Annotated in this window: 31 protein-coding genes; 13 read left to right on the top strand and 18 right to left on the bottom strand. The window is 63.7% G+C overall.

From position 1 onward, the window contains the following. Positions 1-90: 90 nt before the first annotated feature. Positions 91-1,077, bottom strand: coding sequence for a sensor domain-containing diguanylate cyclase (locus ACQ4WQ_RS11925; protein ID WP_436497231.1), 987 nt, complete (start codon positions 1,075-1,077; stop codon positions 91-93). 90 nt (positions 1,078-1,167) lie between these two features. After that, positions 1,168-2,046, bottom strand: coding sequence for a sensor histidine kinase (locus ACQ4WQ_RS11920; protein WP_436497229.1), 879 nt, complete (start codon positions 2,044-2,046; stop codon positions 1,168-1,170). 289 nt (positions 2,047-2,335) lie between these two features. On the opposite strand from ACQ4WQ_RS11920, the gene queE reads away from it, so the two are divergent. The 8 genes from queE to ACQ4WQ_RS11880 all read left to right on the top strand — a co-directional run bounded on the left by queE (position 2,336) and on the right by ACQ4WQ_RS11880 (position 10,915). Further along, on the top strand, positions 2,336-2,971 hold the full coding sequence (gene queE, locus ACQ4WQ_RS11915) for a 7-carboxy-7-deazaguanine synthase (RefSeq protein WP_326459663.1): 636 nt from the start codon (positions 2,336-2,338) through the stop codon (positions 2,969-2,971). A gap of 9 nt (positions 2,972-2,980) precedes the next feature. Next, positions 2,981-3,427 (top strand): 6-carboxytetrahydropterin synthase QueD, encoded by a 447-nt coding sequence (queD, locus tag ACQ4WQ_RS11910; RefSeq protein ID WP_035819191.1) that lies wholly within the window; start codon positions 2,981-2,983, stop codon positions 3,425-3,427. Continuing rightward, positions 3,420-3,929, top strand: a complete 510-nt coding sequence (tadA, locus tag ACQ4WQ_RS11905) for a tRNA adenosine(34) deaminase TadA (RefSeq protein WP_326459664.1) — start codon at positions 3,420-3,422, stop codon at positions 3,927-3,929. The genes queD and tadA overlap by 8 nt, the downstream gene beginning before the upstream one ends. A 196-nt stretch (positions 3,930-4,125) precedes the next feature. Then, positions 4,126-6,489 (top strand): TonB-dependent hemoglobin/transferrin/lactoferrin family receptor, encoded by a 2,364-nt coding sequence (locus ACQ4WQ_RS11900; protein WP_436497226.1) that lies wholly within the window; start codon positions 4,126-4,128, stop codon positions 6,487-6,489. Between the two features lie 61 nt (positions 6,490-6,550). After that, complete coding sequence (locus ACQ4WQ_RS11895) at positions 6,551-7,708, top strand: hemin-degrading factor (RefSeq protein ID WP_436497224.1); 1,158 nt, start codon at positions 6,551-6,553, stop codon at positions 7,706-7,708. Positions 7,709-7,860: 152 nt separating this feature from the next. After that, positions 7,861-8,778, top strand: a complete 918-nt coding sequence (locus tag ACQ4WQ_RS11890) for an alpha/beta fold hydrolase (RefSeq protein ID WP_326459667.1) — start codon at positions 7,861-7,863, stop codon at positions 8,776-8,778. Between the two features lie 32 nt (positions 8,779-8,810). Beyond that, positions 8,811-9,728 (top strand): muramoyltetrapeptide carboxypeptidase, encoded by a 918-nt coding sequence (gene ldcA, locus ACQ4WQ_RS11885; RefSeq protein ID WP_436497222.1) that lies wholly within the window; start codon positions 8,811-8,813, stop codon positions 9,726-9,728. Positions 9,729-9,733: 5 nt separating this feature from the next. Then, entirely contained in the window at positions 9,734-10,915 is a 1,182-nt protein-coding gene (locus ACQ4WQ_RS11880; protein WP_436497220.1) for a DUF418 domain-containing protein, read from the top strand. Between the two features lies 1 nt (position 10,916). Here ACQ4WQ_RS11880 and ACQ4WQ_RS11875 read toward each other — a convergent pair whose 3' ends face one another. Next, a complete protein-coding gene (locus ACQ4WQ_RS11875) occupies positions 10,917-11,633 on the bottom strand; it encodes an SOS response-associated peptidase (RefSeq protein ID WP_436497218.1) in 717 nt (238 codons plus the stop codon). 146 nt (positions 11,634-11,779) lie between these two features. Between ACQ4WQ_RS11875 and ACQ4WQ_RS11870 the strand changes: the two genes are divergently transcribed. Further along, the gene (locus tag ACQ4WQ_RS11870) at positions 11,780-12,001 is read left to right on the top strand and encodes a hypothetical protein (RefSeq protein ID WP_436497216.1); all 222 of its coding nucleotides are present in this window, start codon (positions 11,780-11,782) and stop codon (positions 11,999-12,001) included. A gap of 21 nt (positions 12,002-12,022) precedes the next feature. On the opposite strand, the gene ACQ4WQ_RS11865 is transcribed toward ACQ4WQ_RS11870, so the two are convergent. The 6 genes from ACQ4WQ_RS11865 to ACQ4WQ_RS11840 form a co-directional block, all read right to left on the bottom strand. Then, positions 12,023-12,268 carry a hypothetical protein gene (locus ACQ4WQ_RS11865; RefSeq protein ID WP_436497214.1) on the bottom strand — a complete coding sequence of 82 codons (246 nt, stop codon included), beginning with the start codon at positions 12,266-12,268 and terminating at the stop codon, positions 12,023-12,025. A gap of 73 nt (positions 12,269-12,341) precedes the next feature. Beyond that, complete coding sequence (locus ACQ4WQ_RS11860; RefSeq protein WP_326459673.1) at positions 12,342-12,647, bottom strand: hypothetical protein; 306 nt, start codon at positions 12,645-12,647, stop codon at positions 12,342-12,344. A gap of 233 nt (positions 12,648-12,880) precedes the next feature. After that, positions 12,881-13,087 carry a hypothetical protein gene (locus ACQ4WQ_RS11855; protein ID WP_326459674.1) on the bottom strand — a complete coding sequence of 69 codons (207 nt, stop codon included), beginning with the start codon at positions 13,085-13,087 and terminating at the stop codon, positions 12,881-12,883. Between the two features lie 95 nt (positions 13,088-13,182). Then, positions 13,183-13,752 (bottom strand): manganese efflux pump MntP, encoded by a 570-nt coding sequence (gene mntP / locus ACQ4WQ_RS11850; protein ID WP_099411820.1) that lies wholly within the window; start codon positions 13,750-13,752, stop codon positions 13,183-13,185. Positions 13,753-13,811: 59 nt separating this feature from the next. Then, a complete protein-coding gene (locus ACQ4WQ_RS11845; protein WP_436497211.1) occupies positions 13,812-14,666 on the bottom strand; it encodes an undecaprenyl-diphosphate phosphatase in 855 nt (284 codons plus the stop codon). Positions 14,667-14,743: 77 nt separating this feature from the next. After that, positions 14,744-15,364, bottom strand: a complete 621-nt coding sequence (locus ACQ4WQ_RS11840; RefSeq protein WP_436497209.1) for a LysE family translocator — start codon at positions 15,362-15,364, stop codon at positions 14,744-14,746. A 29-nt stretch (positions 15,365-15,393) separates the two neighbouring features. Here ACQ4WQ_RS11840 and ACQ4WQ_RS11835 point away from each other — a divergent pair, with 29 nt between their 5' ends. Further along, complete coding sequence (locus ACQ4WQ_RS11835; protein WP_436497207.1) at positions 15,394-16,080, top strand: LysR substrate-binding domain-containing protein; 687 nt, start codon at positions 15,394-15,396, stop codon at positions 16,078-16,080. 8 nt (positions 16,081-16,088) lie between these two features. Here the strand turns inward: ACQ4WQ_RS11835 and ACQ4WQ_RS11830 are convergent, their stop codons facing one another. The 6 genes from ACQ4WQ_RS11830 to ACQ4WQ_RS11805 all read right to left on the bottom strand — a co-directional run bounded on the left by ACQ4WQ_RS11830 (position 16,089) and on the right by ACQ4WQ_RS11805 (position 21,021). Beyond that, positions 16,089-16,958, bottom strand: a complete 870-nt coding sequence (locus tag ACQ4WQ_RS11830; RefSeq protein ID WP_436497205.1) for an alpha/beta hydrolase — start codon at positions 16,956-16,958, stop codon at positions 16,089-16,091. A gap of 87 nt (positions 16,959-17,045) precedes the next feature. Beyond that, positions 17,046-17,687, bottom strand: coding sequence for a hypothetical protein (locus tag ACQ4WQ_RS11825; protein WP_436497203.1), 642 nt, complete (start codon positions 17,685-17,687; stop codon positions 17,046-17,048). A gap of 84 nt (positions 17,688-17,771) precedes the next feature. Next, the gene (locus tag ACQ4WQ_RS11820; protein ID WP_436497201.1) at positions 17,772-18,089 is read right to left on the bottom strand and encodes a hypothetical protein; all 318 of its coding nucleotides are present in this window, start codon (positions 18,087-18,089) and stop codon (positions 17,772-17,774) included. A gap of 34 nt (positions 18,090-18,123) precedes the next feature. Then, a complete protein-coding gene (locus tag ACQ4WQ_RS11815) occupies positions 18,124-18,813 on the bottom strand; it encodes a hypothetical protein (protein WP_436497199.1) in 690 nt (229 codons plus the stop codon). 97 nt (positions 18,814-18,910) lie between these two features. Continuing rightward, positions 18,911-20,581 carry a DUF6138 family protein gene (locus ACQ4WQ_RS11810; RefSeq protein WP_436497197.1) on the bottom strand — a complete coding sequence of 557 codons (1,671 nt, stop codon included), beginning with the start codon at positions 20,579-20,581 and terminating at the stop codon, positions 18,911-18,913. A gap of 122 nt (positions 20,582-20,703) precedes the next feature. Continuing rightward, entirely contained in the window at positions 20,704-21,021 is a 318-nt protein-coding gene (locus ACQ4WQ_RS11805) for a hypothetical protein (RefSeq protein ID WP_436497195.1), read from the bottom strand. A gap of 175 nt (positions 21,022-21,196) precedes the next feature. On the opposite strand from ACQ4WQ_RS11805, the gene ACQ4WQ_RS11800 reads away from it, so the two are divergent. From ACQ4WQ_RS11800 to ACQ4WQ_RS11790, 3 genes are all read left to right on the top strand, one after another. Then, positions 21,197-22,348, top strand: a complete 1,152-nt coding sequence (locus tag ACQ4WQ_RS11800) for a sensor histidine kinase (RefSeq protein WP_436497193.1) — start codon at positions 21,197-21,199, stop codon at positions 22,346-22,348. Positions 22,349-22,363: 15 nt separating this feature from the next. Further along, the gene (locus ACQ4WQ_RS11795; RefSeq protein ID WP_326456680.1) at positions 22,364-22,621 is read left to right on the top strand and encodes a DUF1488 family protein; all 258 of its coding nucleotides are present in this window, start codon (positions 22,364-22,366) and stop codon (positions 22,619-22,621) included. A 304-nt stretch (positions 22,622-22,925) separates the two neighbouring features. Further along, positions 22,926-23,618, top strand: coding sequence for a DUF3334 family protein (locus ACQ4WQ_RS11790; protein WP_092708686.1), 693 nt, complete (start codon positions 22,926-22,928; stop codon positions 23,616-23,618). Positions 23,619-23,661: 43 nt separating this feature from the next. Here the strand turns inward: ACQ4WQ_RS11790 and ACQ4WQ_RS11785 are convergent, their stop codons facing one another. The 3 genes from ACQ4WQ_RS11785 to ACQ4WQ_RS11775 form a co-directional block, all read right to left on the bottom strand. After that, entirely contained in the window at positions 23,662-24,114 is a 453-nt protein-coding gene (locus ACQ4WQ_RS11785) for a GNAT family N-acetyltransferase (protein ID WP_436497190.1), read from the bottom strand. 48 nt (positions 24,115-24,162) lie between these two features. Next, a complete protein-coding gene (locus ACQ4WQ_RS11780) occupies positions 24,163-24,834 on the bottom strand; it encodes a hypothetical protein (protein ID WP_436497188.1) in 672 nt (223 codons plus the stop codon). A gap of 70 nt (positions 24,835-24,904) precedes the next feature. Beyond that, on the bottom strand, positions 24,905-25,453 hold the full coding sequence (locus ACQ4WQ_RS11775; protein ID WP_436497186.1) for a DUF2939 domain-containing protein: 549 nt from the start codon (positions 25,451-25,453) through the stop codon (positions 24,905-24,907). Positions 25,454-25,570: the final 117 nt, after the last annotated feature.

The following is a 25,570-nucleotide window of genomic DNA, read 5'->3' as shown; positions in this document are numbered from 1 at the left end:
TATTCATGCCGCCGTGCATAGGGGCAAGGCGTTTTGGCATGAAGGGGCGGCCCCATCAGGGCAGGCAAGGCGTGCCGCAGGGACAGGTGGTCAGGTCAGCGTCGTTTCCGGCAGGCTGATGCGGTTGCGGCCCAGGTGCTTGGCGCGGTACAGGGCGCAGTCGGCTGTATGGATCAACTGCCCCAGTTCCGTGCCGGGGCCGGGCAGGGCCGTGGCGGCGCCGATGCTGACGGTGACGCAGGCGCCATCGGGGCGCTGGCGCGGCAGCTGCAGCCGCTCCACGCGCTGGCGGATACGCTCGGCCACGATGGCCGCGCCCTTGAGCGACTGGTTCGGCAGGATGACGGCGAACTCTTCGCCGCCGTAGCGCGCCACTAGGTCGTTCGTGCGCATTTCGCTGGCCACGGCGCCGGCCACCTTGCGCAGGCACAGGTCGCCACCCTGGTGGCCGTGGCTGTCGTTGTATTCCTTGAAATTGTCGACGTCGACCATCAGCAGCGACAGGGGCTGGCCCTGCCGCTGGGCGCGCTGCCACTCGGCCAGGATGGTGTCGTCGAAGCAGCGCCGGTTTGCCAGCCCCGTCAGGCCGTCGCGCGTGGCCAGGCGTTCCAGTTCCACCTGCGCGCGCTTTTCATCGGTCATGTCGCGCAGGGTTTCGACGACGGCGATCAGTTCGCCGTGATTGCCGTAGATGGGGCTGGCATCGACGGCCAGGTAGCGCCGCCGCCCCGTGCGCGGCATGTCGCACCAGTTTTCCGCGCACAGATTGCTGCCCGTGCTGCTGCGGTATGGTTGCTGGGCATGCAGGGCGCGCATGTCGCCGCCCCGTCCGGCCAGCAGCAGGTCGGCCAGGGTGGGGCGCTCGTCGTTGTAAAAGCAGCGGCCCGGCGCGCACGTGCCCAGCACTTCGGTCGCCGGCACGCCCGTCAGTTGCTCGCAGGCGCGGTTCCAGATCATCACCTTGCCATGCACATCGAGTACAAAGGTGGGCACGACCAGCAATTCCATCATCTTGACGGCGAAACCCTGGGCTTCATCATACGGCGAGGCGCTGGCAGGTGCGTGGCTATCCGGCATGAAAGCATCCTTCTTGGGCGTGAATGGGGGCTGGCTCGTTGGCCATGATGCAGCGTGGCGGGCCGAAGGTGTTGATATTGAGCAATATTTTCAGCGATGGCGCATCGCCTCGTCGTGACAGACCGGCAAGGGCAGCGCGACGCGCAAGGTGGTGCCGGCGCCGCTGCGGCTGTCGATGTGGAGGCTGCCGCCGGCGGCGGCCACGCGCTCATGCATGCCGGACAGGCCGCAACCGAGGCGCGGCGGCGAGCCCGACAGCCCGATGCCATCGTCGCCGATGCGGCACTCCACGCTGGCGCCCGCTTGCTGCAGGCACAGCTGGACATGTGTGGCGCGCGCGTGGCGGGAGATATTGGCCAGCGCTTCCTGTACCACGTGGTACAGCAAGACGTCATGCGCGCGGCCGGCGGCGGCGTCGAGCCGGTAATCGCAGCGGCCATCGATGCCCGTCGTGCGCTTGAAGTCGGCCAGCAGTTCCTCGCATGCCGCCTGCAGGCCGGCGTCGAGGGCGGGCGGGCGCAGGTCATGGATGACGCAGCGCAAGGCCGCGATGCTGAGGTCGACATTGCGCACGATCACGGCCAGCTGCTGCGCCAGATGGGGCGCCGCGCCGTGCGTGCTGGTCTGCAGCATGGACAGGTCGATCTTCAAGGTCAGCAGGTGCTGGCCCAGGTCGTCATGGATGTCGCGCCCGATGCGCAGGCGTTCCTGTTCGCGCGCCTGCTGCTGCCCGCTGGCCAGGCGTGCTTGTTCGTCATCCGCGCGCAGCTGTTCCAGCGCCTGCAGGCGCCACAGCAGCAGCGCCAGTGCAGCAAACAGGATGGCGCAGGCCAGCATCAGCGGGGAGGGCGTGGCCGACTGCAGCAGCGGCACGGCGGTGTATCCGGCATGCAGGGAAGCGAGTGCGCCGGCCGCCAGGCAGGCCAGAATGCTCAGGCGGTACGGCAGACGTAGCCTGCGTTGCATCATTTCCTCGCTCCCTAAATGTTTTCTATCAGGCAATTTTATTACAGAAAATACATTGGCTTGGAGATATTTATATTGTCTAAACGCAAAAGCTGCGCAGTTATGCCTGCCAGTGCCGCTTTCTTGTCCACGGATGGCATGGCCGCAGGTGGCGGGCACGGCATTTGCACGGGAAGTGTCGTGGCGGCATATAATAGAGGGTTGTCAATCGGCTTTTGCGGTGACGGTGCGGTGCGCCGGCCTTAATGCGCTCGCCCTGCGCGATGACGCCAGCCAGCTCTTAGGAAATACAGTGACTTATAGCATCAAAGAGATTTTTTACACCCTGCAGGGCGAAGGTGCGCACGCGGGCCGTCCAGCCGTGTTTTGCCGCTTTTCCGGCTGCAACCTGTGGACGGGCCGCGAAAGCGACCGCGCCACGGCCGTGTGCCAGTTCTGCGACACGGATTTCGTCGGCACTGATGGCGAACTGGGCGGCAAGTTCAAGACGCCGCAGGAATTGGCCGCGCTGATCGACAGCCTGTGGCCGGCCAGCTACGCGCCGAGCAAATACGTGGTGTTTACGGGCGGCGAGCCGCTGCTGCAGCTGGACACGGCCCTGATCGACGCCATGCATGCGGTCGGCTTTACCATCGCCATCGAAACCAACGGCACCTTGCCCGTGCCGCCCGGCGTGGACTGGATCTGCGTCAGCCCGAAGATGGGCTCGACACTGGTCGTCCACAAGGGCAATGAGATCAAGGTCGTCATCCCCCAGTTCCAGCAAGACCTGGCCGCCTACGAACAACTGGACTTCGAGAACTTCTTCGTGCAGGCGATGGACGGCCCCCTGGCCGCGCACAACATGAAGCTGGCCATCGAGACATGCAAAAGCAACCCGAAGTGGAAGCTGAGCCTGCAAACCCATAAACTCCTGCAAATACCTTAATAAAACAATATGCTGACTATCACACGCAAGCTCGAATTCGACGCGGGCCACCGCATTCCCGACCACAAAAGCCAGTGCCGCAACCTGCACGGCCACCGCTACACGGTGGAAATCACCCTGGTCGGCAAGGTCATCGAAGCGGAAGGCAATTCCGACAATGGCATGATCATGGACTTTTCCGACGTCAAGACGCTGGCCAAGCAGCACCTGGTCGATGTCTGGGACCACGCCTTCCTCGTCTACGAGAAAGACACGGCCGTGCGCGACTTCCTGGCCAGCTTGCCCGACCATAAAACCGTCGTCATCGACCGCATCCCGACCGTGGAAAACCTGGCGCGCATCGCCTTCGAGATACTGAAAGCGGCGTTTACCGACCATTTCGGCACGGGTTTGCACCTGCATAAGCTGGTGCTGCATGAGACGCCGAACTGCTGGGCAGAAGTGACCGATGACTGAAACGCACGCTAGCGCGCGCGATGCGGGCTACATGCGGCTGGCCCTGGAACAGGCCCAGCACGCGTGGGACCTGGGCGAAGTGCCCGTCGGCGCCGTCGTCGTCAAGGATGGGGAAGTCATCGCCGTCGGCTACAACCAGCCCATCGGCCGCCATGACCCCACGGCGCACGCGGAAGTGATGGCCCTGCGCGCGGCCGCCGAAAAGCTGGGCAACTACCGCTTGCCCGGCTGCGAGCTGTACGTGACCCTGGAGCCGTGCGTGATGTGCTCGGGCGCCATGCTGCATGCCCGGCTGGCGCGCGTGGTGTATGGCGCGGGGGACCCGAAGACGGGCGCCTGCGGTTCCGTGCTGAACCTGTTCGAACAGCCGGCCCTGAATCACCAGACGGCCATCGCAGGGGGCGTGCTGGCCGACGAGTGCGGCGCCTTCCTCAAGCGTTTCTTTGCCGAGCGCCGCCGCGCGCAGGCGGAAGCGCGCAAGCTGGCCAATCCGGCTGCCTGACGCTTTGCCAGCCACCCCGGCTGGCATTTTTACAATTGTTGCGAAATAACATCTGCCTAGACCAATTGCCATTCTCAAATGAGAATGATTCGTGTTACAGTGCTGTTTTCGCCAGCAAACTTCCCTTACACATCGTTAACACTATCGTTATCGATCCGGGTTCAAGAGCCAGCCTTTACTCTTAGACCGGATCATCATGACTACAGTGCCTACGCAGCGCTCCGCTGCCCCCGTCGTATCCTCAACCCGCCTGCCTGTCCGCCGCCATAACCTGGTGCTGCGCGCCGCCTTGCTGGGCCTGTTCGCGGCGCCCTTGCTGCCCGCGCAGGCGCAAATGGCCGCCATTAATGCGGGCACGGCTGCCCAGGAGCCGGCCAAGCTGCCCGTCTTTCCGGAAATCGTCGTGAACGCCAAGCAGGACTATGAACGCCGCGCCGGCACCAAGACGGTCGTCACGGCGGACGACCTGGAACGCCGCAATGTCACGGAGATGGGCGGCATCGTGCGCTATTTGCCCTTGATCAGCGCGCCAGCGGCGGCATCGGGCAGCGGCAGCGTGTGGGATGGTTCGGGCAATACCGGTTACAACATCCGCGGCCTGGAAGGCAACCGGGTCAGCCTGGAGCTCGACGGCATCTCGCTGCCCGACGCGGCACCCAAGCCGGACGGCAACACCCTCAACGCCTTCGCCACGGGTCGCGATTATTTCGATCCAGAAACCTTCCGTGAAGTGCGCATCGATTCGGGCACGACGGCCGCCAGCGGCGCCAATCCTGGCCTGGGCGGCGGCGTGGCCTTCATCACCAAGTCGCCCGAGGATTACCTGGGCGAGGGGAAAGACCATTACGTGGCCTATAAATACGGCCGCGCCATGGCCGACCGCAGCAATGCGCACACGCTGACGGGCGCCGCCAGGATCGGCGCCAATCTGCAGGGTCTGGCCGTCTATGTGCACCGCGATGGAGAGCAGACGGACAGCCGCGGCAGCACGCCCGTTAACCCGGACGACTGGCATTCGAATGCCTTGCTGTCCAAGCTCGTGTGGACCTTGCCTGGCGAACAAAAGCTGGACTTGACGGTCGACATGTTCGAACGCAAGAACAAGCGCGATCTGCGCAGCAAGGTCAGCACGTATTACCCGACGGGCGTGCAGCAGGATTCCACCACCAAGCGCACGCGCGTGAGCCTGGGTCACGACGTGGTGCTCAAGGATGTCGCCCTGTTCGACCGCCTGACCTCGAAAGTGTATCTGCAGAATGCGAAAACCGACGACAAGACGCAAGGCCTCTACACGTTCGGCAGCCCGGCGCAGCGTGCCATAGACACCAGCTTCAAGAATGACAGCATCGGTTTGACGTCGGAAGCGGTCAAGCAGCTCAATGCGGACAACGCGCTGCTGTACGGCGTGCAGCTGGAACAGCTGAAAACGCGCCGTCCGTGGCGCGAAGACCGCGTCATCGTCGCCACGGGCCAGCACCAGGTCACCAACAAGAACCGCATGGCCGACATGGACACGACCAAGCTGGCCCTGTATGTGCGCGACGATCTCAGTTTCAATCTGGCGGGCAAGAAAGCCGTGCTGACGCCGGGCTTGCGTGCCGATTACCGCAAGAACGAACCGAAAAACCTGCAAACCTATGCGATCGCCGTGCCGAACGCGGCCAAGGAAGTGCGCGAAGAGAGCGACACCTATTTCACGCCCAGCCTGAGCCTGTCCGTGGAAGTGCTGCCGCAGATGAGCGCGTATGCCACCTTCACGCGCGGCACGCGCCTGCCGACGGCGGCCGAGCGCACGGGCACCTACGACTCGTTCAGCTATACGGGCACGGGACAGGGCTATGCCGTGCTGGGCAACGCCAACTTGCGCAAGGAAACCAGCAAGGCCTATGAACTGGGCCTGAAGGGCGACGTCACCAGGGGCTTGAGCATGCACGCGTCCGTCTACCAGACGGAATACACGGACATGGTCGATTACGTGATGCAAAAAGATGATCCGGTGAACTACCCGACCATCACGCGCGGCCTGTTCCGCCCGGAAAACATCGGCAATGCCCGCACCTGGGGCGCCGAACTGAGCCTGCGCGCGGAACTGGGCGCCTGGGCGCCGGCCATGCAGGGCTACCACGTCGACCTGGCCACCGGTGTGGCCAAGGGCCGCTCCTTCAATACCCGGACGGGCGAGAGCGGCGGCCTGAACTCGGTCGCGCCCGCCAAGTCGGCCTTGACCTTCGGCTACGACCATGTAAACGAGCTGTTCGGCCTGGCGCTGACGGCCGTGCATGCGGGCGCCAAGCAGGCGCCGGAAAACCTGCTGATCGGCGATGCCGGTCCCCTGTTTACCGTGCCGTCGTACACCATCTTCGATCTGTCGACGTACTGGAACGTGCACAAGAACGCGAAGCTCGTCGTCGGCGTCTATAACTTAACGGATCGCAAGTACTGGGACTACGCTGCCTCGCGCAGCCTGGCCGCCGGCACCACGGTCGCCAGCCGCGCCGAGATCGAGCGCTATGCCAAGCCGGGCCGCAACGTCGCAGCCAGCCTCAGCGTCAATTTCTGATTTTTACCGGGGAGGGGTGCTTGCCCCTCTTTTTTTCCATGTTTGATTGAATGGTCTCTCTATGAAGTTATCCAAACTCGTTCTATCGCTGCTAGGCAGCCTGCTGATTGCAAACGCATACGCGGCCCCAGCCACCCTGGCGGAACGCTGGTCCACCTTGCGCACGGAACAGCCGAAGCTGCAGATCCGCGACGCGGCGCGCGCGCTGGGCGTATCGGAAGCGCAATTGCTGGCAACCAACATCGGCAAGGGCGTCACCCGCCTGCAGGCCGACGGCAACCAGCCGCGCGAAATCATGCGCGCCGCGCTGGACCTGGGCCTCGTGCAAGCGATCACGCGCAATGAAAACGGCGTCATCGAAACGACGGGCGTGGCCAGCAAGTTCAAGCAGGCAGGCGACAAGTCGGAACAGGCCGACGCGAAACAGGACCCGGAAACGGAGGCGCGCCAGCGCAATATCGCGGGCGGCTACCTGGGCGGGCAGATCGACCTGCGTTTCCACTTTGAAAACTGGAAATATGCATTTGCCGTGGAACAGCCGGGCCGCGACGGCAAGCCGACGCGCAGCCTGCAGTTTTTCGATGCCAACGGCACGGCCGTGCACAAGATTTATGTGCGCAGCGATGCGGGCGTGGCCGTCTACGATAAATTGGTGGCCACCTTCCGCCTGCCCCAGCAAAGCGCGGAACTGAACGTGCTGGCCGTGGCGCCCAAGGCCGCTGAAAAGCCGGACCGCGAGATCGACGTCAAGGAATTCCAGCTGGCCTGGAAAGACATGACGGACGTGCACCAGTTTGCGCAAATCATGCGCGAATTCCACTTGACGCGCGAGCAGGCGCTGCGTCTGGCGCCAGCTGGCGTCGTCGAGCGCGTGACGCCCGCAGCGCTGCGCACCCTGCTGGAAAGCGCGGCCAAGGACAAGGTCGCCATCATGGTGTTCCTGGGTAATGAAGGCTTGACGCAGATCTACAGCGGCAAGATCGAAAAAACCATGGCTGCCGGCGGTTTCTTCAACGTGCTGGACCCGGACTTCAACCTGCACATCCGCGACACGGCCCTGCGCAGCGGCTGGGTCGTCAAGCGCGGCGGCGTCACGTCCGTCGAATTCTTCGACAACGACGGCACGCAAGTGGTCTCCTTCTTCGGCGTGCGCGAGCGCGGCAAACCCCAGCCGCAAGCGTGGGTGGACCTGGCTGATTCCTTGCCTAAGGCCAAGTAGGTAGCAGCAGAGTTGCCGCGCGCCGTACCGGCGCGGCAACACTTCAGTGTGGGTGCCGCGTGCCGGTCTCATGTCTGAAGCACAATAGTGGTATGCTGATTGCAAGGCCGCAGCGATCGTGTCTGCGTGCTGGTTCCTGAAGAGAGGCAATCATGGCAACCATCATGGCGAACGGCCTCAACATAGCTTATGAAAGCCACGGCAACCCGGATGATCCGTGCGTGCTGCTGGTCATGGGCCTGGGCATGCAACTGATTGCCTGGCCGGCGGACTTCGTCGAAGGCATCGTCGAACAAGGCTTTCGCGTCGTGCGTTTCGACAACCGCGACAGCGGCCTGTCGAGCAAGATGGCGCAGGCGGGCAAACCGTATCTGCCGCTGGCCTACGTGAAAAACCTGCTGGGCTGGCCACTGAAAACTTCCTACACCTTGAATGACATGGCGGACGACGCGCTGGGTTTGCTGGCGGCCCTGCGCATTGCCCAGGCGCACGTGATCGGCGTGTCGATGGGCGGCATGATCGCGCAAGTGATGGCGGCGCGCGCGCCGCAGCAAGTGCTCAGCCTGACTTCCATCATGTCGAGCAGCGGCCGGCGCGGCTTGCCCGGCCCCACGCGGGCGGCGCGCAATGCCTTGTTGCAACGCCCGAAGCGCAATGCCAGCCGCGCCGAACTGATGGCGCACATGGCCTCCACCGTGCGCGTGATCGGCAGTCCCGCCTATCCCGTGTCGGAAAAACTGCTGTACCAGCGCATCGAAGCGGCGCTGGAGCGGGGCAGTTGCCCCGAAGGCGTGGCGCGGCAAATGGTCGCCATTGCCGCCTCGGGCGAACGCACGGAGCTATTGCCCAGCATCAGTTGCCCGGCGCTGGTGATCCATGGCGCGGCCGATCCCCTGATCCCCGTTGCCTGCGGCATCGATACGGCGGCGCTGATTCCGGGCGCCACGCTCGAAGTGATCGAAGGCATGGGGCACGACATGCCGCCCCAGCTGATCGAGCGCCTGCTCGCCTTGATCGATGTGCATCTGCAAGGTAAGATGGCGCCCCAGATGCGCTCCCAGCCAGCCTAGGCGCGCCCACCACTTTTGAAGGCACGGGCATTTTGAAGACACCTGAAATTGGCATCGCCATCGTGGCGCCCGGCGGTTGCGCGCCCGATGACGCGGCCGTGGCGCGCGGCATCGCCCGCCTGCAGGCGCAAGGCGCCACCGTCCACACTTACTACGACCCCGAACGCAGCTTCCAGCGCTTCGGCGGCACGGATGCGGGCCGCCTGGCGCAGCTCAATGCGGCAGCCGCCGATCCGGACGTGCAGGTGGTGATCGCCCTGCGCGGCAGCTACGGCATCAGCCGCATCTTGCCCGACATCGATTTCGACCGCATGGCCGCCAGCGGCAAGCTGTTCGTCGGCTACAGCGACTTCACGGCCTTCCACATGGGCTTGATGGCGAAAACGGGCCGCGCCAGCTTTGCCGGCCCCATGATCTGCGACGATTTTACGCGCGACGAGCCCGAGCAATTTACGCTCGATCAGCTGTGGTCATGCCTGGCGGGACCCACGCACACGGTCACGGGCACGGCAGCCGGCAATCCGCGGGCCGAGGCAGTGGGGACTTTGTGGGGCGGCAACCTGGCCATGCTCGTGCACCTGCTGGGCACGCCGTATTTTCCGCAGATCGATGGCGGCATCCTGTTCCTGGAAGACGTCAACGAGCACCCGTACCGGGTCGAGCGCATGCTGCTGCAATTGCTGCATGCAGGCGTGTTCGAACGCCAGCATGCGGTCGTGCTCGGTGACTTTTCCGCCTATAAGCTGAGTCCGATGGACAAGGGCTACGATTTCGACGTCATGCTGGCCTACGTGCGCGAGCGCCTGCCCGTGCCCGTGCTGACGGGACTCGAGTTCGGCCACATCCGCCGACGGGTCACCTTGCCGTTCGGCGGCCAGGCGCGGCTGCAATCGGATGCGTCCGGTTTCAGCCTGCAGATCAGCGATTACCCGACCCTGGCGCGCCCCTGAACTCCATGAGCGCCAGGCCCGGCAGGTTGCTGCAGCTCGACGTGCTGCGCGGCATCGCCGTGTTTGGTATTTTATTGGTAAATATTTGGGGCTTTGCCTGGGGGACGCTGTCCTTGCGCTACGGCACCTTGCCGGCGCAGCCGCCCGTACTCGACCAGCTCGTCATTTTCGGCGTGGCGGCGCTGGCGCAATTCAAGTTCTATCCCGTCTTCGCTTTTTTGTTCGGTGCTGGTTTTGCCCTGCAGACACGTTCCCTGAAACGCCAGCTGGGCGGCTGGGAAGCGGCGCAAGCGGCGTATAAACGCCGGCTGCGCTGGCTGCTCGTGTTCGGCCTGCTGCACGGTTTTCTCATCTGGAGCGGCGACGTGCTGACCTCGTATGCGGTCGCCGGCATGCTGGTCCTGCCCCTGGCAGCTGCCAAACTGAGCCGCATACGCAACCGCGCCTGGCTGGTGGCGGCCGGTTTCCTGTTGTTCATGTGTTTGCTCATTCCCGTGGGGCAGCAGGGCGGCGCGCCGGACACGGCGCATGATTTGCAAAACTTCGCCGCCCGCTACGCGACCTACACGCAAGGCGGCGCGTGGGCCGTGGCCAAACTGCGCGCCAACGATTTCCTCGTCTCGCTGCTGTACGCCGCCGTCATGCTGCCGCATATCATCGTGCTGTTCTTGCTGGGCATCTTGTCCGTGCGCTTAGGCTGGCTGACGCGGCCGCAGCGCCACGAGCGCGTGTGGCGGCGCGTGCGTGCCGTGGGACTGGGCGTGGGCTTGCCGTTCAACCTGCTGGCGGCGGGGGCCGTCGCGTGGCAGGTGGCCGATCCGTATCAAACCGTGTTCGATACGGCCCTGTTCGAAGTGGGCTTGTTTGCCGGCGGTCCGGTGCTGGCGGCCGGCTATGTGGCGGCATTGATGCTGGCCGGTCCCTTCATGCTGCGCTGGCTCGGCGCATGGCTGGCGCCCGTGGGGCGCATGGCGCTGAGCAATTATCTGCTGCAATCCTTGCTCGGCACCTGGCTGCTGCAGGGGCCGGGCCTGGGCTGGGGCGCCACACTGCGTCCCGCCGAAATGCTGGGCCTGGCGGTCATCATCATGGCGGGGCAGGTGCTGCTGAGCCGCTACTGGTTGCGGCACTTCCGCCAGGGACCGATGGAAGCGCTGTGGCGCCGGCTGGCGCGCCTGCCCGGTTGAGCTAGTCGGCGCCCCAGTCGAAGGCGCCTTGCGGCGACGCCGGCGGCGGCGCCTTGGGTTTGGCGGACGGCACGAGGGGATTATCGACGGCATGCCACTCGAACAAGTCCACGTCGAGCATGCAGGTGCGCGCCAGGTGCAGCGCCTGCTCGGGCGTGAGCGCGGGGTCGAGCCAGCGGTGCGCGTCTTCCAGGCTGACGGCGACGGGGCGGCGGTCGTGGATATCGACCATGCCGCCCAGGCTGTCGGCCGTCACCAGCACAAAGCCCGCTTCCTCGCGGTTGAATTTGTACGGGCCGAACTGGGCCAGCGCCAGCAGGAACAGGCGCGCGCGGTCCTTGCGGTGGATGTGCCACGGCTGCTTGCGGCCTTTCTCTCCCGTCCATTCATACCAGCCATCGACGCAGACGATGCCGCGCCCCGCGCGCAGCAAGGGTTTCCAGTAGGCGCTTGCCAATTTTTCCAGCCGGGCATTGATGGCGATGGGAATTTTTTTCTTGCCGGGGGCGGGCACGGCTTGCGCGGCCCAGGCAGGGCGGTAGCCCCAGAAGACATCGTCGACCCGGTGCACGCCATCCTGGATATGCAGCACGGGCCGGTATGTGCCGGGCGAGACGTTCAGGTGCGGCTCGGCCTCGCTGTCGAACACCGCGTCCGTCCAGCCGAAGGATGACGCCAGCACGCGCGCCGTGTCATTTTGATCGAATCGTCCACACATGCTGAAATCATACCTGATCGTCATGTGGTACGAGCGCGGCGTGCGTCCTTTTCGTGAGTGTGATCAAACGTACAGACTGCTGGCAGCATGTGGCGCACAGTGGAATCCTGTCAGATCCCTGACGCTATTTTTGCATCGGAGGAATTATGTCTTTTGAAAACCCCACCATCCACAAAGGCTTTATCATCAGCGCCACGGCCAGCCAGCGCCGCGATGGCCGCTGGGTCGGTTCGTACATCAGCCAGAACCAGGCGTGCGGCGCGTATGCGGACACCTGCGATTACGATGATTGCAGCAACGAAAAAGAAGCGCAGCAATTGGCCTTGTCGGTAGGCTGGCGCCTGGCCGACGGGGTGCATGTGCGCTGAAACAGCCTTAGCGCGACGGTATTAGCGCTTGTGCCGCAGGGCCAGCAGCAAGCCTGCGAGCGGCAGCAGCAGGGCGGTGCCCAGCCGTACGGAGGTCAGCGACGCGGTCTCCGCGCCCAGCACATGGGGCAAGGCCAGCAGCAACAGGGGCGCGGGCACGGCGATCGAGAAGAAAAACAGATACCACGAGTAACCATTTTTCTTGGCCAGCAAGGCGATCAGCGCGCAGCCGACCAGGAAGACGAGCGGTAAATTCACAAATTCCATGGTATTGAGTTTTCATCCGGGAAAGCGCGTCATTATACGCGCGCCCCGGGGTGGCCCGATGCGCTTGCCGGCGTCAGTTGCCGACGAAATCCGGCGGCTGCGGCGCCTGTTTGCCGGCCAGCGGCCCATCGGCCGGCAGCAGCGCCTTGATGGCGCCGTTATAGATGAGTTCCTGGGCATACGCCGACGCCTCGATCAGGGCCGCATGCACGGACTTGAAACTGCTCGGCGTTTCAATCAGCACGGGCTTGGCGTACACCTGCATGGTATCGCCGCGCTTGCTGATCAAGATCATGCCCCGGTAGCGCCCATCCTTCTCCAGCGCCCCCGCCACATGAAATTCATAGCCCCTGATCTGGTGTTTTTGTTCCTGATCCATGTTTGCCGCCTCCAGACCTGATTGTCATGGGCCAGACCATGCCACGCGTATCGAACAGCAGAGTGTTTGATTTGTATCAATACGTCCCTTGAACGCATTCAACTAGCGTATTGACGCTTGTTGCAAGCGTAGCGAGCGGAGGGGATGTGTGGCTGAGAAGCGCAACCGTACATAAGTACGGTGAGCATCGCCAGCCGCAAAGCCCCCCGCGTAGTAGCTTGCGGCAAGCGTCCTCACCCAGCGCGAATGGCGCGGATCTGCTGGGCTGTTTCCTCGATTTCCCGATACGCTTCCTGGATATAACCATTGATCGGGTGCCCGTCCATCCACTCGAAATACGCGCGCTCGTCGTGTTTGATGGCAAAAGGGACATGGTGGTCGCGTATCGACTCGGCCGTTTCGCGTACCATCGAGGCAAAAATCAGCTCCAGCGTTTCCATGGTGGTCACCTTGCGAGACAGGGATGCAGAGTAATGAATGTAGCACAAAGCGCGCTGCCGGCCACGCCGGCGCTTGTGCCGTGCGCGGCCAGGCTTCAGGCCGGGTGGCCGATATGCTCGTACAAGATGACGCAGCCGATGACGATCAGCACGAGGCCGCCCACGAGCTCGGCGCGCCGCCCGGCGATGGTGCCGAGCACGCGGCCCAGCATCACGCCCAGGGTGACCATGACGAAGGTGGAGAAGCCGATGGCGGCGGCCGTGACGACGATGTTGGCGCCCAGCAAGGCCAGGCCCGCGCCCACGACCATGGCGTCGATGCTGGTGGCCAGGCCCGTGACGGCCAGCACCCAGAACGAGTGCGACTGGGCCGGCGCTTCTTCCTCGTCCGCGTCGGACAGGGCATTGCGTATCATCAGCAAGCCGATGATGCCCAGCAGGCTGAAGGCGATCCAGTGATCCCACGCTTCCACGTAGGGCGCGGCGACGCTGCCCAAGGCCCAGCCGATGATGGGCGTGATCGCTTCGATGACGCCAAAGATCAGCCCCGTGCGCAGCGCCTCGCGCCATTGCGGCTTGTGCAGGGCGGCGCCCTTGCCCACGGCGGCCGCGAAGGCATCGGTGGACATGGCTAGGGAGAGGGCGGCGGTGGCGGCAAAATTCATCGTTGGCTTTCAGTAAAACCTGGCTGGGATGGTAGTGACAAACTATAAACCCGGCGATTTTACCCTACGTACAGCACCACCAGCGAGGCCAGCAGGCAATACGCGCCAAAGAAATGCCAGCGGCCCTGTTCCAGCCAGCGCGACAGCCAGCGCAAGGCCAGCAAGCCGGCCAGGAACGAGAGCAGCATGCCCAGCAGGCTGGGACCGAGCAGATGCAGCAGGCTGTTGCCGTGTTCCAGATGGTCCAGGCTGCCATTTGCCACGGCCTGGTAGAAGCGCCAGCCTTCCTTGACCAGCACGGCCGGCGTCAGCACGACGGCCAGGGCAAAGCTGAATTCCTCGGCGCGGCGCTGCGGCACGCCCATGGCGATGCCGGCCGAAATGGTGGCGCCCGAGCGGGAAAAGCCGCGGAAGGGCAGGCACAGGCCTTGCACGGCGCCGATCACCATCGCCTTGCCGATGGACAAGGTCCCATGCTGGCGCGCTTGCAGGCGCGACGAGACAATGATCAGCACGCCGGCGGCGGCCAGCGCGGCGGCCATCAGTTTCGCGTTGCCGAACAGGTGCTCGATTTCAAAACCGGGTGCATCCTTGCTCATGAAGTGGGTGATGCCCTTGAGCAAGCCGAAGCCGACGATGCCCGTCAAGGCCGTGGCGGCCACCAGCAGCAGGACATTGCTGCGGAAGGCGCTGGCCGAACTGAAATACGTGGCGCGCCAGGATTTCCAGAAATACACGATGACGGCGAACATGGTGCCAGTATGCAACATTACCAGCAGCATGGTCAGCTCGGGCGACGTGGGGTCCAGCCCCATCAGTTTTTCCGCCATGATGACGTGGGCGGAGCTGGAGACGGGCAGCAGCTCGGCGAAGCCCTGGACGATGGAAAGGATAAATAATTGCAAAAAGCTCATGGCGGATGGCACTCAGGCGGGAAAAGCAGGGCCGCCGATTTTACCCGTCGTATCATGTGCCTGAGCCGTGCGCGCCATTACAGTTTGTCCATGTTAGCGCAGGCCAGCAGCACGCCGAGGGCCATCAGCAGCGTGCCGATCAGCCGGTCGATGGTCCGCTGGTGGCTGACCATGCGCGAACGAAAGTTAGCTTGCGAGAAAAAGATGGCCACCAGGGCAAACCACGTGAGGTGGATGGCGGACATGCACAGGCCGTAGCCGAACTGCACGCTCAATGGCGTGCCCGGCTGCACCACCTGGGTGTAGGTGCTGATGACAAACAAGGTGGTTTTCGGGTTCAGGGCATTCGTCAGCAAGGCGTTGAGCAAAATCTTATGCCGGGGCACGCGGGCGCCGCCGTGCAGGTCGATGACGAGGCCCGCGCGGTTGCTCCAGGTCTTCCAGCCGATGACGATCAGGTACACGGCGCCGGCAAACTTGATCACCGTAAACAGGGCCGGTGAGCTGGCGATGAGCAGCGCTACGCCAAACATCGTATAGCACACGTGCACCTGCACGCCTAGCGCGATGCCGAGCGCGGCCAGCAAACCGGCACAGCGGCCATGCAGATAGCTGTTGCGCGTGACCATCGCGAAATCGGGGCCGGGGACGATGGCGGCCAGCAGGGTAATCAATGCAACGGCAAGCAATGCAATCATAGGTCTTCCTGACTGCGCCGGGTGCGCAGTTGCGCGATGCCGTCCAGCAGGCGTTCGAACGGCTCGACGCCGCCCTCGATGCGGTGCGCCAGCCGGCGCGTCCGGCGCCGCTGGTGGTGTCATGCGAGCCGACGATCGCCATGAAATGGCTGATTCCGCGCCTCGGCGACTTTTACCAGCGCCATCCGGAAGTGCCGCTGCATCTGTTCGCCTCGGGCGGGCCGGTGGCGTTCCAGCGCGATGCGGTGGACGTGGCGCTGCGCCGCAACGATTTTGCATGGGATGGGGGATTGCATGTGGAAAAGGTGTGCGACGAATGGATCGCGCCCGTGTGCGCGCCGGCCCTGCTGCGGCAAGGCAAGCTGGATCTGTCCGCGCAACGCCTGCTGCACACGGCGTCGCGCCCGGCCGCCTGGGCGCACTGGCGCGCCGCCGGCACGGACGACGGCAACGGCGGCCACGGCGACAGCCAGACCTACGAGCATTTCTATCTGAGCCTGCAAGCTGCCTGCGCCGGCCTGGGCGTGGCGATCGGCTCCGTCTTCATGGCGCGGGAAGACCTCGACAGCGGGCGCCTCGTCGCGCCCCTGGGTTTCCGGCGCGACGGCAGCGGCTATTTCCTGCTGTCGCCGCTGCCGTTCGACGGCGATGCGCGCCGCACCGCCTTGCTGCACTGGCTGCGCGAGCAGATGGGGCAGGCGCTGCCGGCGCCCTAACTTTCCGCTTACTGGGGCGCGGCGGCCGGCTTGAACACGGCGCGGAACGCCTTTAACGCTGCCGGTTGATAGATCGTGCCATGGCTTTCTTCCGGCATCTTCTCTACATGCCATTGCAAGCCGGACGGCGCCTGCTTTTGCAGCACGTCGGCCAGGCGCTGCACTTCCACGGCGATGCCCGCTTCGCTGCTGGAGGCCAGGTACAGGCTGCGCTTGCCCGGCTTGCCCTTGGCCAGCAGGTCCGCCGCCTGACGGGGCAGGGCGCCCTGGTTCCACCACAGGCTGGGGTCGAAGGCCAGGTAATGGTCGAACAGCTGTGGTTCCAGCAGGTATGTTTCCACCACGAACAGGCCCGCCAGCGATTCTCCGACGATGGCCGTCTCGCCCGTCGTGCGGTAGCGACGTTTGACTTCCGGCATCAGTTCATCGCGGAGGAAGGCCCGGTAGGCTTGCGAACCGCCCACGACGGGGGCGATCTTGCGGTCTTCCGCGCTGTCCGTCGGCCCCGTCAGGTCGCGCCGGCGCTGCGTATTTTGCATGCCGACCAGCATGAACGGGCGCATGGTGCCGTTGGCTACCGACACTTGCAGCAAGCCGGCCACGTGCAAAAAGTCTTCGGCCACGCCGCCGTCCGGCATGTACAGCACGGGCAGCGGCGCGTCGGGCGGCGTATCCCAGGCGCGCGCCACATACACATTGATGTGGCGCTGTTCCTTCAGCGCCTGTGAGTCGATCGTGAAACTTTCGCCGATGACGAGCGGCGTGGCCGCGCTGGCGGCAGCGTTGGCCGTAGGGGCGGGCGCGGCAGCGGCGAGGTGGAAGGGGCTGGACAGCAGCAGGGCGGCGGTGAGGTGCAGTGCAAGGCAAGAGCGGCGCATGTTTTCCCGTGATAAATAAGTTGGATGGATGGCATGTACTCGTATAGACATGCCACCAAGCAATTCTATCTTATCTTTGAGGCAGTCTTACTTGATCGTTAATAGCTTGCGCTCGCGCACGATCCCCGCCTTGTCGATCGAGTAGGCGACCAGCAGCGCGCCATCGGCGGCACAGGCGTGGCAGGTGGCCAGGGATGTGGAAAACAGCAGGCGCTGGCCGCCATCGGCGGTCGCCGTGCTGCCAACAAAGTCGGCGGGGGCGAACGGCACGGCGTCCGGGTGGGCGGCGGCAAACGCGCGCCAGGCCGGTGTGGCGCGGTCTTCCTCGCGCACGGCATCTTCGTCGACATCGATGGCCGCGCCATCACTGCCGATCAGCAGACTGCCTTCATTCGTGTTGGCGCGAAACGGATAGGTGACGGTGGCCAGGGCCGCCTTGCCCAGCGGGCGCCAGGCCGAGATGAAGCCCGCCTTGTTCGCCTTCACCAGCATTTTGGCGGCGGCGATGGCTTGCGGGCGGGCGCCCGAGCGCTGCATGGTGCGCAGCAGGCAGACGTCGGGCGCGGTCGGCGATTGTTCGCTGCGGCAGGCCGACAGCGAGCGTTCCTGCCACACGGCGCGCGCGTCGATGGGGCCCGTTTCCCGGGCATGGGCCGCCTGCATGGCGGCCAGGCCGCAGATGGCAAGGATGGCGCAGCCGGCTGCGTGGCGGGAAAAACGTGTGGGCATGGGGAGTCCTTTCAGTGCGGGAAACAATGTATCGTCACCGATTATAAAAGGAGGGCAGTTCCCATCCACGCACCGCAGACCCGTTCAGCGCTTTTTTGCCGCCGCCTGGCGCAGCGCCTTGGCTTCCTGCTTGTTGGGGATGTGCGGCCGCGTGGCCAGCTCCGCCTTGACGGCGGCGATGGCGGCGCCGAACTGCTGTTCGGCCTGCTCGACGCTGGCGCCCGCATAATCCTGCTGATTGGATTGCGCGGCACGCAGCCGGCGCAGCAGCGCCAGCAATTGCCTGGCGTGCAGGGCAGGCAAATCTTGCGCCAGCGCTTGCGCGACCACCGCGCCTTCCACATGGTCGGGGTCGATCAAGCGCAGCAAGGCCAGGCCTGCGGGCTGTGGTACTGGTGTCAATTTGTCCATCCAGCCATTCTAAACGAGGCGAGGATTACAGGTATTCCCAGATTTCATCGAAGGTTTCGCGGGCAAAATCGTTGCGCCAGGCTTCCGAATCCTTTTCGCGGCTGACGGCAAACACGGCGCGCCACGCCTGTTTCGGCGAACTCGTGTAGGTGGCGGCGATCTTTTGCAGGCCGGCCGTGCATTGCTCGACCTTGCAGCCGCTCTTCGCCAGTTGCTGGGCGGCAGGCGCCCATGCCACGGGCACCTTGACGACCTGGCATTCGAAGCTGACGGCAGCCGTCTGGATGCCGTTTTCCACCGTCACCGGGGCCGCCTTCGTGGCCCGGCATAGGGCGCCATTCTTGGCGGCGATGACATTGGCGGCCAACTGTTCGGCGGCAGGCGTGACGGCCGCGCGCATGGCGGCGGGGAACAGGTCGGCGATCAGCTTGCCGGTTTCCGTCGGAAACCTGGCATCGGCCGCCTTCAGGTCGCTGTACGACGCGTATTCGGCGCTCTGCTTGCCCGCCAGGCGGGTGGGGCGCAGGTAGGCGTTGAGCCTGGCGACGCTCGCTTCATCCTGGTTGATGATGGTCTTGATGTACAGGTTGGCCACGTCGACGGGTGCCAGTTCGGCGGCGGTTTCCGCGGCGATGGCGGGCTGGGCCAGTGCCACGGCGGCGGCCAAGGCTGCCGCCAGCAGGGCAGTGCGCGATGTTTCTTGTGTTTGGTGCATGTATTTTCTCCACGATTCAATGTCAGGCGCCAAAAAATGCTTTATAGCAACTTTGGCGCCCGCATTATAAATGGTGAAACTCATAACGTTGCACACATTAGGCGTGCGTCTTGCTGGCCGCTTCCAGCAAGGCCAGCAGCAGCTCCTTGCGCCGTCCGTCCGCCTTGCGCGCCAGGGTGGCCAGTTTTTCCAGCTTGCCCCAGATGGGATACAGCATGTGCTCGACCAGATAACCTTCCAGCCCTTGCAGTTGCTGGCAGAACAGCTCCAGTTTCTCCACCTCTTCCAGTTCCGCCTGGATCTTTACCTTGGCGTTGTCCGTGCAGGCGCGCAGGCACGCGGCCAGCACGGGAGCGGAATCGCGCGTCACGCCATGCTTTTCGGCAAAGGCCGCCGTGAACTGGTCCTGCACGGACTGGTGTTCCTCGTCGACGTTGGCCATGTAGTGCTGCACCAGCGGGAAATAGCGCGCATCGAGCAAGCCCAGGCCGAACGTGGCATAGCTGCCGGGCATGCAATTCTTTTCGCCTTCCGTGTCGGCATAGAATTCGAATTGTTCGATGGCGGCGCGCGCATACGCTTCCAGTTGCGGCTGCAGCGCGGGATAGGCGAGGGCGTTGGCAAAGAAGCGGTGCGTATCGGATTTCGCCAGTCCCTTGATCGGCAGGTATGCCTTGACCTTGGACTTGAGTTTGATCTGGCAGCTTTTCGGGAAGCCGTTGTTGAGCAAATGCGTGATGAAGGCCAGCGCCTGCGCATACGCCTCTTCCTCTTCCCGGACAATCGCGATGCTGATCGTGGCAAACACATCGTTGGCGCGGCATTCCAACTGCGCATTTTTCAGGTGGACGGCGTCGGGCGCGAAGGTGCCGCTGCCTTCCTTGAGCATGCGCACGGCCCGTTCGCTGCCCAGCTCGCGCGCGATGTCGAGGAATTTGACGCCCGTCGACTTGGCGTAGCTTGGTTCGTGGCGCAAGATCATCACGGCGCCATACAGCAGCAGGTCGATGGGCGCCAGCGCCTGCGTGTCAAGCGCCGCGCCCTCTTTCAAGGTGTATTCGGTGGCGCGGTAGCTTGATTGCTGCACGTCATAGAACTGCGGCAGGAACTGCTTTTCCGCCCACGCCGACACGGCCTGGATGATATCGCTGCGGTGTTCGGCCAGCGCTTGCGGGCGCGACTTGTTCAGCTGCTCGATGCGCTCGAATTGGGCGATCGTCCAGGCGATATCGGGTTGGGGAAACAGGTGGGGATCGAGCAGGTGGCGCGCCAGGAAGAAGGTTTCCAGCTTTTTCGTCGGCCGGCTGCCATGCTCGAGCTTTTGCGTGACGTAGCTGTGTATGTGCTCGAGCAAGCTTGTGCGCTTGCCTGCGTTGACATACTCGAGCAGGTTCAGGTGCAGCATGCCCTGCGCCGTCTGGAATTTGCCGCGAAAGCTGAAGCGGTAGTCGATCAGGGGCGTGTCGGCCAGTGTTTCGAGCTTCGCCTGCACGAGGGCTGCCAGCCGGGGCGCGATGGTGTCGCGCACGACGGCTTCGTCGAGGCGCGAAGGCGTCCTCGGTGCGACATCATCGGCATCGGCCAGATGGAAATCGTCGGCCGTGGTGCGCCCCGGCTTGTAGTCGAGCCGGAAATCGTTAAAAACGCCCATTTGCAAGGTGGTCCGCTTCACGGCGGCTTCCAGGTCGGTACGCTTGAGGCGCTCGGCAAACCACGCTTCTATTGCCGCCGTCATTTCTTGTGTTGCCTGCTCTACAAGATTGCTCATCTGTATCGTCGTCTTTCCCTGCATTGCGCGTGATGGTGCCACCGGCTGTCGTCACGATCATGTTTAATATAAAGCACTATTTTAGGTGGTCGGGCCTGGCTGCAACAAGGGCCGCACGGTTGTCACGAGGGGGCGGTGAGGAAGCGCGCGTCGATGTCGTCGGACTGCGGTCCCACGGTGATCGTGGTGTGCCAGCCGGAAGGCTTGTCGTTGCCATCGAACAAGGCGATGCGCGTGTGGATAAACAGGACAGAATACACGCCCGATTTCATGTCGCGGCTCAAGTCCCAGTGCATGAGCTCGATTGCTTCGCCCATGCGCGGCAGATGGGCGCCCGGCGGCAGCAGAATGTTCTGGTTGATGAATTCCCGGCTGGGGCCCGGTTCCTTGTGGCGCGGATCGATGTAGCGGAACGAGACGCTGGTAACGATGTTGCTCATGCATGGCTCCTGCCTGGTGATGTACCTGATGACAATAGCACAGGGGGAGGGCCGAGGCGTGCGCTGCATGGCGCCAGGCAGGCGATCGGTCAAATATGTACGGTAACAGACGGTATCTGAACGGTCATCGCGCTACGCTGGCTTGTTCCTGATCATTGAGATTGCCGAAAACGTCATGATGCATATATTCCTAGCTGAAAATCGCGCCGAGCTGGAGCGCCGTTGCCGTGACAAGGTCGCCAAGCGCCCCCTGCGGTTTCCGACCGAAATGCAGTTAAGAGAAGGCATCCCTATCTTCCTGGGGCAGCTGATCCGCACCCTGAAGGCGGAAGAGGCGGGCCAGATGGCGCAGAGCCTGGCCATTTCCGGCCCCGCCGATGGCAATGCGCAGGCAACATCGGAACTGGCCGACAGCGCCACCACGCACGGCGGGCAATTGCTGGCGCTCGGCTATTCCGTCAGCCAGGTAGTGCACGATTATGGCGACCTGTGCCAGGCTGTCAGCGATCTGGCCGTGGAACTGGGCGAGGAATTCGCCGTCGAGGAATTCAGGACGCTGAACCGCTGTCTCGACAACGGCATTGCCGAAGCCGTATCCGAATTTACCCAGCGGCGCGACGTGTTGATTGCCAATGAGCAAGCGCTGGCGTTGAGCGAGCGCATCGGCTACCTGGCCCATGAGCTGCGCAATCACCTGGGAACGGCCGGCCTGGCCGTCGCCGCGCTCAAGCAGGGCGGCATGGGTGTGGCAGGCGCGACCGGGGCCGTGCTTGACCGCAGCCTCGTCGGTTTGCGTACCCTGATCGACGGCTCGCTGGCGACCGTGCGGGTGGAGGCGGGCTTGACCTTGCAGCGTTCGGTTTTCTTCCTGAACAACTTCATCGATGAACTGCGCTATTCGGCCAACCTGGAAGCGGACTTGATCCGCTGCACCCTGATCGTGGAAGAGGTCGATCCTTTGCTGCAGCTCCACGCGGACCAGCACTTGCTGCTCTCCGCCGTGGGCAAGCTGCTGCAGAATGCCTTCAAGTTTGGCGCGCCGAATGGCACGGTGGTGGTGCGCGCGTTTGGGAAAGGCGAGCGGATCAGGATTGAAGTGGAGGACAACGGCGCCGGCCTGACGCCGGAGGCCGCGGATGACCTGTTCCTGCCCTTTACGCAGGGCGGCGCCAACAAGACAGGCCCGGGTTCGGGCCTGTCGATCGCCCGGCGCAGCGTGGAGGCGAATGGCGGCAGCCTGAGCGTGGAAAGCGTGCTTGGCCATGGCTGCGTCTTCATCATCGACCTGCCACGGTATGCCGCTGCGGCGAGCAACGCCGCAATCTGAACCGGTACCCCAGCCATGCCCTATGAAATTTTGCGCGACAGCATCGCGCTTGAGCAGGCGGGCGATGCCATCCGCTTCCATCTGACCGTCTTCGGGGTGGAAAAGACTTGCCGCATCACCGTGACGGCATTGCACAGCCTGGACCAGGGGCAGGGTAGCGATCTGCTGCGCATTTTCGACACCCACCGCCTGCGCATCGGCCAGCGCGCCTTCGCTTACCTGAGCCGGGATCTGCTGGTCAGCAGCGTGGTCTTGCGCGCACTTGATTTTTAGTTACTATTTCCAATGTCGGCGCCCCTGCTCAGGCCAGATATGGCATTTCCGCACAGATCGTCAAGTAAATGCAGGTATGGCTGGACGGAAATGTTACATCTCGGTATTCTGCGCATCTGATACTTATTTCTATACAGAAAAAGGTAAGAGGGCGGTTGGCGTCGGCGGCAACGCGGCGCGCTGCCACGCAAGGTCGGGCATGCAAAGGTGAAGTCGTCCGCTTGCTGAGCGAAACGGTCGTGTTTCGGCTCGCGGCGGGCAGGGAACAGTGCTGTCATCTTTAAAATAGTAGGAGAGGTTGCTCATGGATGCAGAAAAGGATGTTGTGTACGGTACAGAAGATTTGTTGATGAGTTTGTGCAACTCGGTGGTTCGGGTGCTCAACGTGGCAACGCAAAGCAAGGTCAATTATTCGGGCATGGTGCAGCGCATCACCAAGACGGGCCTGAAGCCGGACATCGGCTGCTTCGTCATGTTCGATGGCGGTTTCACGGGCCTGGTGGTGCTCAATTTCGCCGCCGATACGGCGATGGAAATCTACGAGCGCTACATGTTGCACATGGGTATGCCGAAGTCGGAGCTGGCCAGCTTCTACACGTCGGACGAAGTGTCGAACATCATGGGCGAGCTGATGAACCAGATCGTGGGCGACTTCACGGGCAAGGTGCGGCGCGAGCTGCAAACGAACATCACCCAGAGCCAGCCGAAGATGCTGGTGCTGAACAAGCAGGTGATGCTCAGCGTCGACACGCCGCTGGACCGCCCGGAAATGCGCCGCGTCACTTTCTATACAGAAAAGAACAATATTTTCTATCTGGAACTGGCGATCGACCGTACCGAGTTCATCAAGCTGCACGATTTCGATTCGCGCGAAGTCGACGCCGATTCGCTGATGGATAGCGAATATGCGAACCGCGAACGCGACGCCGCCCCGGCGCCTGCGGCGGAACCGGAAGACGACGACAACGCCGACCTGCTCAAATCGCTGGGCATGTAAGCTGTCTCTGCCGCTGGCGGCATCGTTGCCGCCGCCAGCGCACTCAATCGTGCAGTGTCTTGCTCATGAAGACCCGGCTCGTGCCGTCGGGATGGCAGGCAATCTCGCCGAAGCGGCGCCAGCCGCGACGCTCGTAAAATTCGGGCGCCTGGAAACTGATGGTGTACAGCACCGCCGAGGCGCAGCCGCGCCGGCGTCCTTCCTCCTCGAACTGCGCCAGTACTTGGCTGCCCAGGCCCAGGCCGCGCAAGGCGGCGGGCAAATAAAACAAATCGAGAAACAGCAGGCCCAGCGAGGTCCGGCCCATGGCGCCGCCCAGCACGCGCTGGCTGTCGCGGTCGCGCACGACCACGCTCAATACCTGCCTGTCGCTATAGCCGGTGATGGCATCGTTATAGGCGTTCAAGCCATCGAGGATGGTTTGCTCGACTTCCGCGTCGAGCGTGGCGCTGACGGAAATGGTGTACGGCAAGGCGGTATGCGGGTGTGCAGGCATGGCGGACAGGAAAATAGTCAATAACTGTATGAATATACAGTATCTTGATTATTTCTGCCCATTTCGTTGTGGCAACGTCAATGTTTCCATGCGGCGCATGCCCACCATGCCGCTGTGCTGGCTGTCATCGAGCGACCAGTATTCGAGCGCATACGCATAGCTGCCGTCGACTATGGTCAGCGATTCCTTCTGGCGGCCGTTGGGCGCCTTGTAATACAGGCGTCGCGCCGGCCTGCCATCGACGGTGTGCCTGAACGTTTGCGGGCTGAGGGAGGCGCGCTTGCCCGCCTTGCCTGCCATCGACATCGCCGTGATCGTCACGTAAGCGCGGTCCGGGCAGCGCGCCAGCAGGTGGGCGCCGCTCAGGACGGTGGGCTGCGTCTGCTCCAGCGGGAAACCGAACGGCTGCATGCCGACGATATCGCGGCAATCCATCTGCTGTGCCAGGGACGTCAGCGCGGCCGGATCGAGCGCGCTGCTGAGGTGCTTTTCGGCCGCTTGCGCCTGACCCAGCGCCAGGCGGCGCTCCAGTTCGGCCAGCGAAATGTCGCTGGGCACGGGCAGCGGCGCGGGGGCATCGGGGTCGGCCGCACTCGATGTTTCCGCCTGCATGCGCGAGACGACGGAGTGGCTGCTCCCGGCTGTGCCATCAAGGGCATGGGCGAATGGCGCGGCGCCGGCAAGCGCCATCGCCAGCGATAAGGCCGTGTGTTTCAGCATGAAATTTCCTGCAATCTGATACGAGTGACACGCATTGTGTCTCAGATCACCTGCGCATGCGTGTTCCTTGCTAGCGCGCAGCCATCGCCGACGCAATCTCGATCGAGCTCAGTTTCCAGCCCCACACGCCATGGCGCAGCAGAACCAGCGCGCCTTCCTGCGCATTGCCGTCCTTGGCGCGCACGACGAAGGTGTTCACGCCGGCATAGCCTGCGGAATACTCGGCTTTTTTCGCTGCGCCGTCGGCGGGCGCGTCCGCACGCGTATCCGTATCCGCTTGCGGGCTGAGGGCGCTCTTGTTGACCAGCGCCACCACGCCGGCTGGCGAGACCATGGCGTCGACCATCTTGCCCAGCATGGCGCTGGCGATCGACTGGCCCAGGGCGGCCAGCGGGTTGTCGCTGCCGGCCGTTGCCGCGATGCTGCGCGCCATGCTCGCTTCCAGCTGCGCCTTGACGCTGGTGCGCAGGGCGGGGAAGTCCACGTGTTCGGCCAGGGCTTCGGCGTTGCGCTCGGCCAGGGCGGACTTGATCTGGTGCAAGGCATAGTAGGGCGAAGCATAGGCGGTCGCGGCGATGGCAATGGCGGCCACGGCGGCGGCGAGGGTGATTTTTTTCAAGTGATGCCTGTGGGGTGAAAGTGAGGAGTACTCGTCTTGCTATTGTACTGCGCGCCTGGCGGCGCGACGCCATGAGGGCATGCGCTGCAGGCCCGGCCGCGCCGCAGGCCGATATCG

The sequence above is a fragment of the Janthinobacterium goodfellowi genome (genome assembly GCF_051380695.1).
Classification (GTDB): Bacteria; Pseudomonadota; Gammaproteobacteria; order Burkholderiales; family Burkholderiaceae_D; genus Janthinobacterium.
The sequence above is the reverse complement of the archived record's forward strand: the minus strand, read 5'-3'. Positions and strand labels throughout refer to the sequence as shown.

Bases quoted from the DNA above. Each gene is read 5' to 3' on its own strand.
- ACQ4WQ_RS11925 (WP_436497231.1), bottom strand. From the start codon at position 1,077: ATGCCGGATAGCCACGCACCTGCCAGCGCCTCGCCGTATGATGAAGCC.
- ACQ4WQ_RS11920 (WP_436497229.1), bottom strand. From the start codon at position 2,046: ATGATGCAACGCAGGCTACGTCTGCCGTACCGCCTGAGCATTCTGGCC.
- queD (WP_035819191.1), top strand. From the start codon at position 2,981: ATGCTGACTATCACACGCAAGCTCGAATTCGACGCGGGCCACCGCATT.
- tadA (WP_326459664.1), top strand. From the start codon at position 3,420: ATGACTGAAACGCACGCTAGCGCGCGCGATGCGGGCTACATGCGGCTG.
- ACQ4WQ_RS11900 (WP_436497226.1), top strand. From the start codon at position 4,126: ATGACTACAGTGCCTACGCAGCGCTCCGCTGCCCCCGTCGTATCCTCA.
- ACQ4WQ_RS11895 (WP_436497224.1), top strand. From the start codon at position 6,551: ATGAAGTTATCCAAACTCGTTCTATCGCTGCTAGGCAGCCTGCTGATT.
- ACQ4WQ_RS11890 (WP_326459667.1), top strand. From the start codon at position 7,861: ATGGCAACCATCATGGCGAACGGCCTCAACATAGCTTATGAAAGCCAC.
- ACQ4WQ_RS11880 (WP_436497220.1), top strand. From the start codon at position 9,734: ATGAGCGCCAGGCCCGGCAGGTTGCTGCAGCTCGACGTGCTGCGCGGC.
- ACQ4WQ_RS11875 (WP_436497218.1), bottom strand. From the start codon at position 11,633: ATGTGTGGACGATTCGATCAAAATGACACGGCGCGCGTGCTGGCGTCA.
- ACQ4WQ_RS11870 (WP_436497216.1), top strand. From the start codon at position 11,780: ATGTCTTTTGAAAACCCCACCATCCACAAAGGCTTTATCATCAGCGCC.
- ACQ4WQ_RS11865 (WP_436497214.1), bottom strand. From the start codon at position 12,268: ATGGAATTTGTGAATTTACCGCTCGTCTTCCTGGTCGGCTGCGCGCTG.
- ACQ4WQ_RS11860 (WP_326459673.1), bottom strand. From the start codon at position 12,647: ATGGATCAGGAACAAAAACACCAGATCAGGGGCTATGAATTTCATGTG.
- ACQ4WQ_RS11855 (WP_326459674.1), bottom strand. From the start codon at position 13,087: ATGGAAACGCTGGAGCTGATTTTTGCCTCGATGGTACGCGAAACGGCC.
- mntP (WP_099411820.1), bottom strand. From the start codon at position 13,752: ATGAATTTTGCCGCCACCGCCGCCCTCTCCCTAGCCATGTCCACCGAT.
- ACQ4WQ_RS11845 (WP_436497211.1), bottom strand. From the start codon at position 14,666: ATGAGCTTTTTGCAATTATTTATCCTTTCCATCGTCCAGGGCTTCGCC.
- ACQ4WQ_RS11840 (WP_436497209.1), bottom strand. From the start codon at position 15,364: ATGATTGCATTGCTTGCCGTTGCATTGATTACCCTGCTGGCCGCCATC.
- ACQ4WQ_RS11830 (WP_436497205.1), bottom strand. From the start codon at position 16,958: ATGCGCCGCTCTTGCCTTGCACTGCACCTCACCGCCGCCCTGCTGCTG.
- ACQ4WQ_RS11825 (WP_436497203.1), bottom strand. From the start codon at position 17,687: ATGCCCACACGTTTTTCCCGCCACGCAGCCGGCTGCGCCATCCTTGCC.
- ACQ4WQ_RS11815 (WP_436497199.1), bottom strand. From the start codon at position 18,813: ATGCACCAAACACAAGAAACATCGCGCACTGCCCTGCTGGCGGCAGCC.
- ACQ4WQ_RS11810 (WP_436497197.1), bottom strand. From the start codon at position 20,581: ATGAGCAATCTTGTAGAGCAGGCAACACAAGAAATGACGGCGGCAATA.
- ACQ4WQ_RS11805 (WP_436497195.1), bottom strand. From the start codon at position 21,021: ATGAGCAACATCGTTACCAGCGTCTCGTTCCGCTACATCGATCCGCGC.
- ACQ4WQ_RS11800 (WP_436497193.1), top strand. From the start codon at position 21,197: ATGATGCATATATTCCTAGCTGAAAATCGCGCCGAGCTGGAGCGCCGT.
- ACQ4WQ_RS11795 (WP_326456680.1), top strand. From the start codon at position 22,364: ATGCCCTATGAAATTTTGCGCGACAGCATCGCGCTTGAGCAGGCGGGC.
- ACQ4WQ_RS11790 (WP_092708686.1), top strand. From the start codon at position 22,926: ATGGATGCAGAAAAGGATGTTGTGTACGGTACAGAAGATTTGTTGATG.
- ACQ4WQ_RS11785 (WP_436497190.1), bottom strand. From the start codon at position 24,114: ATGCCTGCACACCCGCATACCGCCTTGCCGTACACCATTTCCGTCAGC.
- ACQ4WQ_RS11780 (WP_436497188.1), bottom strand. From the start codon at position 24,834: ATGCTGAAACACACGGCCTTATCGCTGGCGATGGCGCTTGCCGGCGCC.